This is a genomic window from Weissella sp. DD23, from assembly GCF_001579105.1.
GTDB lineage: Bacteria > Bacillota > Bacilli > Lactobacillales > Lactobacillaceae > Weissella > Weissella cibaria.
Genome location: NZ_KQ970391.1, coordinates 78,357 through 86,026, shown reverse-complemented (window position 1 = coordinate 86,026; position 7,670 = coordinate 78,357). Strand labels below are relative to the sequence as shown.

At 46.1% G+C, this 7,670-nt stretch carries 11 protein-coding genes; 1 reads left to right on the top strand and 10 read right to left on the bottom strand.

Annotated features, from left to right (window positions below; translation table 11 throughout):
- Positions 1 to 30: 30 nt before the first annotated feature.
- From rpsS to rpsJ, 6 genes are all read right to left on the bottom strand, one after another.
- Positions 31 to 312, bottom strand: coding sequence for a 30S ribosomal protein S19 (rpsS, locus tag WEIDD23_RS02970; protein WP_004560269.1), 282 nt, complete (start codon positions 310 to 312; stop codon positions 31 to 33).
- A gap of 54 nt (positions 313 to 366) precedes the next feature.
- Complete coding sequence (rplB, locus tag WEIDD23_RS02965) at positions 367 to 1,200, bottom strand: 50S ribosomal protein L2 (RefSeq protein WP_010369391.1); 834 nt, start codon at positions 1,198 to 1,200, stop codon at positions 367 to 369.
- Between the two features lie 16 nt (positions 1,201 to 1,216).
- The gene (gene rplW / locus WEIDD23_RS02960; protein ID WP_004560271.1) at positions 1,217 to 1,504 is read right to left on the bottom strand and encodes a 50S ribosomal protein L23; all 288 of its coding nucleotides are present in this window, start codon (positions 1,502 to 1,504) and stop codon (positions 1,217 to 1,219) included.
- A complete protein-coding gene (gene rplD / locus WEIDD23_RS02955) occupies positions 1,504 to 2,127 on the bottom strand; it encodes a 50S ribosomal protein L4 (RefSeq protein ID WP_004560272.1) in 624 nt (207 codons plus the stop codon). Before rplD ends, rplW begins: the two co-directional genes overlap by 1 nt.
- 24 nt (positions 2,128 to 2,151) lie before the next feature.
- A complete protein-coding gene (rplC, locus tag WEIDD23_RS02950; protein WP_004560273.1) occupies positions 2,152 to 2,778 on the bottom strand; it encodes a 50S ribosomal protein L3 in 627 nt (208 codons plus the stop codon).
- A gap of 88 nt (positions 2,779 to 2,866) precedes the next feature.
- Positions 2,867 to 3,175, bottom strand: a complete 309-nt coding sequence (gene rpsJ, locus WEIDD23_RS02945) for a 30S ribosomal protein S10 (protein WP_004560274.1) — start codon at positions 3,173 to 3,175, stop codon at positions 2,867 to 2,869.
- 513 nt (positions 3,176 to 3,688) lie between these two features.
- Here rpsJ and WEIDD23_RS02940 point away from each other — a divergent pair.
- Positions 3,689 to 4,678 carry a polyprenyl synthetase family protein gene (locus WEIDD23_RS02940; protein ID WP_010369401.1) on the top strand — a complete coding sequence of 330 codons (990 nt, stop codon included), beginning with the start codon at positions 3,689 to 3,691 and terminating at the stop codon, positions 4,676 to 4,678.
- Positions 4,679 to 4,744: 66 nt separating this feature from the next.
- Here the strand turns inward: WEIDD23_RS02940 and tsaD are convergent, their stop codons facing one another.
- The 4 genes from tsaD to tsaB are packed head-to-tail and all read right to left on the bottom strand — an operon-like array spanning position 4,745 to position 7,491.
- The gene (gene tsaD, locus WEIDD23_RS02935; protein WP_029237412.1) at positions 4,745 to 5,767 is read right to left on the bottom strand and encodes a tRNA (adenosine(37)-N6)-threonylcarbamoyltransferase complex transferase subunit TsaD; all 1,023 of its coding nucleotides are present in this window, start codon (positions 5,765 to 5,767) and stop codon (positions 4,745 to 4,747) included.
- Positions 5,768 to 5,776: 9 nt separating this feature from the next.
- Positions 5,777 to 6,223, bottom strand: a complete 447-nt coding sequence (gene rimI, locus WEIDD23_RS02930) for a ribosomal protein S18-alanine N-acetyltransferase (protein ID WP_010369405.1) — start codon at positions 6,221 to 6,223, stop codon at positions 5,777 to 5,779.
- Complete coding sequence (gene rimI / locus WEIDD23_RS02925) at positions 6,201 to 6,788, bottom strand: ribosomal protein S18-alanine N-acetyltransferase (RefSeq protein WP_010369408.1); 588 nt, start codon at positions 6,786 to 6,788, stop codon at positions 6,201 to 6,203. Before rimI (WEIDD23_RS02925) ends, rimI (WEIDD23_RS02930) begins: the two co-directional genes overlap by 23 nt.
- Entirely contained in the window at positions 6,772 to 7,491 is a 720-nt protein-coding gene (gene tsaB / locus WEIDD23_RS02920; protein ID WP_010369412.1) for a tRNA (adenosine(37)-N6)-threonylcarbamoyltransferase complex dimerization subunit type 1 TsaB, read from the bottom strand. The genes rimI (WEIDD23_RS02925) and tsaB overlap by 17 nt, the downstream gene beginning before the upstream one ends.
- Between the last annotated feature and the right edge of the window lie 179 nt (positions 7,492 to 7,670).

Below are 7,670 nucleotides of genomic sequence, written 5' to 3'. Positions count from 1 at the left end.
TTTGTTCAGCCATTGTATTGTCCTCCTATATTACTTGCGCTTAGTCTTCTTATCGTCTGCTGCGTGTCCGCGGAACGTACGCGTAGGGACGAACTCACCAAGCTTGTGACCGACCATGTCTTCTTGTACCAAAACTGGCACGTGCTTACGTCCATCGTAAACAGCAAAAGTCAATCCAATAAAGCTAGGGAAAATCGTTGAACGACGTGACCATGTCTTGATGACAGCTTGCTTTTCTGAAGCGTTGGCTTCTTCAACCTTCTTCAACAAGTGAGCGTCAGCAAATGGTCCCTTCTTCAGGCTACGACCCATTTTAAGGTCCTCCTCTCGTTTGCTAAAAACTTATTAATTACGGAGTGTAAGTGATTACTTGCCCTTACGACCGCGAACAATGAACTTCGTTGAACGAGCCTTCTTGTTACGCGTCTTCTTACCGGCAGTCTTCTTACCCCATGGTGACATTGGTGATGGACGTCCAACTGGAGCCTTTCCTTCACCACCACCGTGTGGGTGATCGTTAGGGTTCATAACTGATCCACGAACGTGTGGACGTTGACCCTTCCAACGACGACGACCAGCCTTACCCCAGTTGATCAATGAGTGTTGTTCGTTACCAACAACTCCAACTGTGGCACGGTTAACGGCCAAGATCATACGTACTTCACCTGATTGCAAGCGAACAAGTACGTACTTTCCTTCCTTACCCAACAATTGTGCTGATGCACCGGCAGAACGGGCCAATTGACCACCCTTACCAGGCTTCAACTCGATGTTGTGGATTTGTGTTCCGTCAGGGATGTTTGCCAATGGCAAAGCGTTTCCGACCTTGATGTCGGCTTCAGGCCCTGATTGAACAGTCATTCCAACTTCCAAGCCCTTAGGCGCCAAGATATATGCCTTAGTACCGTCAGTGTATTGCAACAAAGCGATGTTAGCAGTACGGTTTGGATCGTATTCGATCGCTACAACCTTAGCTGGAACATCATCCTTTGTACGCTTGAAGTCGATAATACGGTATTGGCGCTTGTGTCCACCACCACGGTGGCGCACAGTCATGTGACCGTATGAGTTACGAGCACCAGTGTTTGACTTTGATTCCAACAAGCTCTTTTCAGGCGTCGTCTTAGTGATTTCAGCAAAATCTGAAGACGTCATGTTACGACGACCGTTAGAGGTTGGCTTGTACTTCTTGATAGCCACGCTAATTTCCTCCTAATTAGTTTTCGTTGAACAATTGAATGTCCTTAGAAGCGGCAGTCAACTTAACAGTTGCCTTCTTACGCTTCTTAGTGTAACCAGCGAAACGTCCTTGACGCTTCAACTTACCACGTACGTTCGCCGTGTTGATCTTTTCGATCTTAACATCGAAAATCTCTTCAATAGCGCGCTTAATTTGTGGCTTAGTGGCGCGAACATCAACTTCAAACGTGTAACGCTTTTCATCCAAAACGCTCATCGTTTGTTCAGTGATGACCGGGCGCAAAATGATATCGCGTGCGTCCATTATGCCAAAACCTCCTCAACTTGTGCCAAAGCTGATTGAACTACAACCAACTTATCGTTGTTGATTACGTCAAGCACGTTAACACCCTTTGCAGTCATAACAGTAACGTTTTCCAAGTTACGTGCTGCCAATGCTGCGTTAGCGTTATCATCGTCCAAGACAACCAACGTCTTTTCGTTTACGTTCAAGTTGTTCAAAACTGCCTTGAATTCCTTAGTCTTAGGAGCGTCGAATGACAATGCATCGACAACAACCAAAGCTGAGTCCAAAACCTTTTGTGACAACACTGACTTCAATGCCAAACGGTAAACCTTCTTTGGCAACTTGTAGGCGTATGAACGTGGAGTAGGTCCGAAGACAATACCACCACCACGCCATTGTGGAGAACGGATTGAACCTTGACGGGCACGTCCAGTTCCCTTTTGACGCCAAGGCTTCTTACCACCACCTGAAACCGCTGAACGGTTCTTAACGGCGTGAGTACCTTGACGCATTGATGCGCGTTGCATCAAAACAGCGTCAGTAACAACGTTGTTGTTTGGCTCGATTCCGAAGATTGAGTCGTTCAACTCGATCTCACCGGCGTTTGAGCCGTCTTGCTTAAACAAAGCAACCTTAGTCATGTTAGTTTCCTCCCTTCGTCCTTATTACTTAGCCTTAACAGAGTACTTAACAGTAACAAGTGACTTGTTGGCACCAGGAACATTACCCTTAACCAAGATCACGTTGTTTTCTACGTCAACGCGAACTACTTGCAAGTTTTGTACAGTGCGCTTGTGGTTACCCATGCGTCCAGGCAACTTCTTACCCTTGAAGACGCGGTTGATGATGGCACCCAATGAACCAGGACGACGGTGGTAACGAGAACCGTGCGCCATAGGACCACGTGATTGGCCATCCTTCTTGATGTTACCTTGGTAACCATGACCCTTTGTGATTCCAGTTACGTCAACAGCTTCGCCAGCAGCGAAGATATCAACCTTAACTTCATCCCCAACATTGAATTCTCCCTCAGCGTCGCGGATTTCACGAATGTAGCGCTTAGGGGCCGTGTTTGCCTTGGCAACGTGACCTTGCTCAGGCTTGTTGCTCAAAACGGCACGCTTGTCTTGGTAACCCAATTGAACTGCGTTGTAACCGTCGTTTTCCAAAGTCTTAACTTGGAGAACTACGTTTGGCGTAGCTTCAATTACCGTTACGGGGATAAGCTCACCGTTCTCAGTGAATACCTGAGTCATGCCGACTTTGCGGCCTAAGATACCCTTAGTAGTCATGACTATCTCCTTTGAATAGTAAATCTAAATTTTTGATCAGTTAAATGCTTAATCAGGCAAGTTGTTGTTTGTTGTTGCGTTGTAAAAATTACAACTTGATTTCGATGTCAACACCACTTGGCAATTCAAGCTTTGACAAAGCATCAACTGTCTTAGCAGTTGGGTTCACGATATCGATCAAACGCTTGTGAGTGCGCATTTCGAATTGCTCACGTGAATCCTTGTGCTTGTGTGGTGAACGCAAAACCGTGTACAACGTACGCTCAGTAGGCAATGGAATAGGACCTGAAATTTCAGCACCTGTACGCTTTGCCGTCTCAACAATCTTTTCTGCTGAAGCATCCAAGATCTTGTGCTCGTACGCCTTCAAACGGATACGAATCTTCTTACTTGCCATGATATAAATTCTCCCTTCGTCCATATTGGAATATGAAACTAACTCCGTGGAAACTACCGACGCACCCCAAAGAGCTCCATGGCAATGGGCCCCGTGGCAATGCTGCCGGGTGTGTCGCAACCTCCCACATCATCGCTTGTCGATGGCACGCTAATATACCCGGGGCGAATACCCCGTCCGTATTTAACGTACTAGAATATAATACAGCATACTAAATGCATTAGCAAGCTTTTTCGCCAACTTTGTTGTGACAAATGTATCACCTTTTTTCACGCTGGCTTCATAATTAATTCCGAAAACTATAATAACTAATTTCCTAACTAATTACCACCCTTTAGGCTTACGAATTTCTTTTCGATTCTTGTGCGTTGAAATTATCGTGTTTATTCATGATGATTCCTATATAATAGTACTTAGTTTACACATACAGTTATGTTGATTAGAGTTGTTTGCCACTTTGGCCACTTTATTTCAACTATACATATAGTAGTAATTAAGGAGTTTCCCGATCTTATGACGCATTCACAAACAACATTACATCCAATATGGGATGAGTTCCCTGCTATTCGTAAGGAGCTGCAAGGGGTATTAGATCGTATCGAAGCTAACCTAGACGCCAATGACGCTGACGTCGAAGCCGCCCTTATAGATATGTTCTCGCATGGTGGCAAATTGCTACGCCCTGCATTCACGATTTTGATTGGTCGTTTCTTTCCAGCAGAGCGTGAACCATTATTGAACCTGGCTGCAACGGTAGAAATGTTACATACAGCCTCACTTGTCCATGACGACATCATCGACGACTCACCCAAGCGACGTCACGCCGAATCTGTTCAGTCACGATTCGGTAAGGATGTTGCTGCCTATACGGGGGACTATCTCTTCGCCGTAACCTTCCGTACGTTGGCCGATAACACAAACGACATTAACGTCGTTCGGATGGCAACGCGTTACCTAGAACGCATCCTATCTGGTGAGTTAACCCAACGAACAAATCACTATAAGCGTGATATGACCATCGCAAATTATGAAGATCAAATCGCCGGTAAGACAGCTGCCCTCTTTGTGCTAGCTGCTAACTTAGGGATTGCTGCCAGTCATGCACCCAAAGACTTTGCGGACCTCGCAACCGACTTCGCTTACAACGTTGGTATGGCTTTCCAAATTCTTGATGACTTACTCGATTACAGTGCTGATAGTACAACCTTAGGAAAGCCCACACTGAATGACGTCCGTGAAGGGGTCTACTCAGCGCCTTTGATTATTGCCATGCAAGATAATGAGGAGATTCAAGCGCTACTCGCCAAAGGGGCTACGATTAGTGATGATGAGGCCGTTCACCTGGGTGAATTGGTCCGAGCCTCTGGTGCACTAGCCATCGCTGAAGACATGGCGGTCGCCTATACAAATACAGCCCTAGAACGACTATCTGACATGCCTGAACACGAATCAAAGCGCATCTTACTCAGCATCAGTCAAACGCTACTTACACGTAACGATTAATTCTGCATTATTATATAGAAGAAAAGCACGTAACAGCTGGAAAAAGTTGTTACGTGCTTTTTTATATTAGTCTTCTTCTAAATAATCAAATTCAAGGGCTGGATTAGCATTTAATGACCAATCACCACGCTTACCATGCCGATAAGCGATATCCCCAGCTGCACCAATCATTGCTGCATTGTCGCCAGCCAACTTAATTGGCACCGGAATAAATGTGGTCTCTGGAAAATCAGCCATCATTGCCGTTAATCCATCGCGTAGACCACGATTGGCAGCGACCCCGCCAGCTACAATAAATGATTTCACGGGATAATTTTGCAGTGCCCGTCGTGTCTTAGTAACTAAGACCTCAACCACAGCCGCTTGGAAGGAAGCTGCTAAGTTAACATGGTCAACCGTTTCGCCACGTTGATCCGCATTGTGCATTAAGTTAATCACCGCGCTCTTCAAGCCCGAGAAAGAAAAATCATAGCGGTCATCATTCATGAGTGCACGTGGCAAGTCGTATGTTGGTTCACCTTGGTGCGCCATCTCATCAATTGTCTTACCCGATGGATATTGTAGTCCCATCGTTCGGCCGACCTTATCGTAGCTTTCACCAGCAGCATCATCGCGCGTATCACCAATTACAAGGTAATCGTATTCCTCACGCATCAACACCAACTCCGTATGACCACCTGAAACCATCAATGCTAAGGCCGGGTATTGGATGGGGGCCACAAAGTTTGCTGCACTGATGTGACCTGCTAAGTGAATAACTGGCACTAACGGTAATTGATGCGCCCAAGCAATTGTCTTAGCTGCCGTCACCCCAATCAACAACGCCCCAACCAAGCCAGGCCCTTGAGTAACTGCGATTGCCGTCAAATCTTGGTATGTTAATCCGGCATCCTGCAAAGCTGCATCAGCTAATACCGTTACCTGTTCAATGTGGTGACGACTAGCAACTTCCGGCACAATGCCGCCAAAACGTTGATGACTTTTAATCTGAGTAGCTGTCTCCAAGCTCACGATTTCAACACCATCTTTAACAATGGCCACACTTGTTTCGTCGGCACTTGATTCAAATGCCATTATGTATCGCGCCATCTTGTCCTCCTATTCCGCTGCTAATGGTAACGTGACATCCATTAGATATGCATCTTCTTTCGGATCACGGTAATAATCCTCACGAATGTTATAAATAATAAAGCCTAGTCGCTCATATAATTTGATTGCCCGTTTATTACCTTGGCGCACTTCAAGTAAAATGCGTGTGCCCGCATCAAACCCAACTAACCATTGGCGTAAGAGGCGTTCACCTAAGTGTTGGCCCTGAACCCCAGGCACGATGGCAACGTTGGTAATTTCAAGTTCCTCACCCAAATGTGTGCCACCAACAAATCCAATTGGTTCGCCATCAGCTTCAATAATCATGTATCGGGCAAATTTGCTTTTCAAATCATTGGCAAAGGTTTGTTTTGACCAAGGTGATCCTTTATACGCCGCTTTGGCAATTGCATAAAGTTCCTCAGTTGTCGTTTCATTTCTGAACGTAAAATCCATCTGTTTTTCTCCCGAGAATCTGCGCCATGTCCAGTGCATCTTCCCCGTTGTCTTCATAATAATGTGCTTTGCGTCGGACTACCTGGAACCCTAAGCGTTCATAGAGCCGTTGGGCACTTGTATTAGACACACGCACTTCCAGTGACATCCGATTAAAGCGAATTTGCTTAGCAACCGTCATCATATACATCAATAGGAACGTCCCGATGCCTCGTCCCTGCCAGTGCGGTGCAACGGTCACATTGGTAATGTGCACCTCGTGGATACCTGGACGGAAAGCTGCCCCAATATAGGCCACCATCGCGCCGGTCTCAGGTTCGCGCACAACGACATACAACCGTTCTCGTGAACGATGTAACTCGTTATGGAAAATATCAGCAGACCACGGCTCTTCCCCATGGTAAGCTTCTCGTTCCAATTCCACCATTTCATCAACATCTTGATACTGCGCCGGCACCAATTCAAAATCGAACCCTTTGACGCTGATTGTCTGCTTAAATTCTCGTAAGCTCTGTGGTAGCGGATGCATTTGCCAGTGTAACCAGTTTTTAAACCTTTTCCACATAAATGCCATCACCTGCGTCAGGGTGTGCCTTTGCCCAATCTGCCTCAGCTTGTGAAAGACGGTAGTAATTTGGCACAAATTGATGAATAGCTATCTCCGTTAGTACCGGCGCATCCGTTGTTAACATCATCATATTAGCCGCATGTGGTAAATTGTCTTCAGCAAATGTCACCTCTGGCAGTGCCATTTGGAGCTCCTCTGCGAAGCGAGCCCATTCACCAACTAGTACGACTGGTCGTTGTTCTTCACGAAGCGTTGCAATCAACTTCGTCACATTAGTATGCCGGTCTGGCGCAACCTGGACGAGGCGATCGTTGTCGCGGACATAGCCGCCAGCATACAAGTTGTCATTCCGGGCATCCATAATCGGTACAATCACCGCATCAGACCGCACCACATTCGTTGCCAAGACTGCCAAGCTCGAAACCCCTTGCAACGCAATCTGCAATGTAAAGGCCAACGTTTTCGCTGTCGTCACCGCAATCCGTAAGCCTGTATATGACCCTGGTCCTTGGCTCACAATTACCCGATCTAGGTCTGATGGTTGCCAACCAGCTTCATGCACTAGTTCGTCAATAAAAGGCAACAATTGTACTGAGTGATTTTTGGCAACATTTGTCTCGCGTTGCCCGATTAGTTTGTCATCCTCAAACAACGCCACACTAAGTGGTTGATTGCTTGTATCAAAGGCAATAGTCTTCATGATTACCTTTCTCCCATCATTTTTTACACGTAAATGTCTAACTGCTATTTTACCGCATTTTTTCTGGATTAACACAAAAACCCCAGAGTGGTAAACTCTAGGGTTCATTTATTGATTATTAACGATCTTCGTAACCGTGTGGGTGTTGTTGGTGCCAAGTCCATGCCGTCTTGATAATT

Coding starts and splice junctions, on each gene's coding strand:
- rpsS (WP_004560269.1), bottom strand. CDS start 312: ATGGGTCGTAGCCTGAAGAAGGGACCATTTGCTGACGCTCACTTGTTG.
- rplW (WP_004560271.1), bottom strand. CDS start 1,504: ATGGACGCACGCGATATCATTTTGCGCCCGGTCATCACTGAACAAACG.
- rplD (WP_004560272.1), bottom strand. CDS start 2,127: ATGACTAAGGTTGCTTTGTTTAAGCAAGACGGCTCAAACGCCGGTGAG.
- rplC (WP_004560273.1), bottom strand. CDS start 2,778: ATGACTACTAAGGGTATCTTAGGCCGCAAAGTCGGCATGACTCAGGTA.
- rpsJ (WP_004560274.1), bottom strand. CDS start 3,175: ATGGCAAGTAAGAAGATTCGTATCCGTTTGAAGGCGTACGAGCACAAG.
- WEIDD23_RS02940 (WP_010369401.1), top strand. CDS start 3,689: ATGACGCATTCACAAACAACATTACATCCAATATGGGATGAGTTCCCT.
- tsaD (WP_029237412.1), bottom strand. CDS start 5,767: ATGGCGCGATACATAATGGCATTTGAATCAAGTGCCGACGAAACAAGT.
- rimI (WP_010369405.1), bottom strand. CDS start 6,223: ATGGATTTTACGTTCAGAAATGAAACGACAACTGAGGAACTTTATGCA.
- rimI (WP_010369408.1), bottom strand. CDS start 6,788: ATGTGGAAAAGGTTTAAAAACTGGTTACACTGGCAAATGCATCCGCTA.
- tsaB (WP_010369412.1), bottom strand. CDS start 7,491: ATGAAGACTATTGCCTTTGATACAAGCAATCAACCACTTAGTGTGGCG.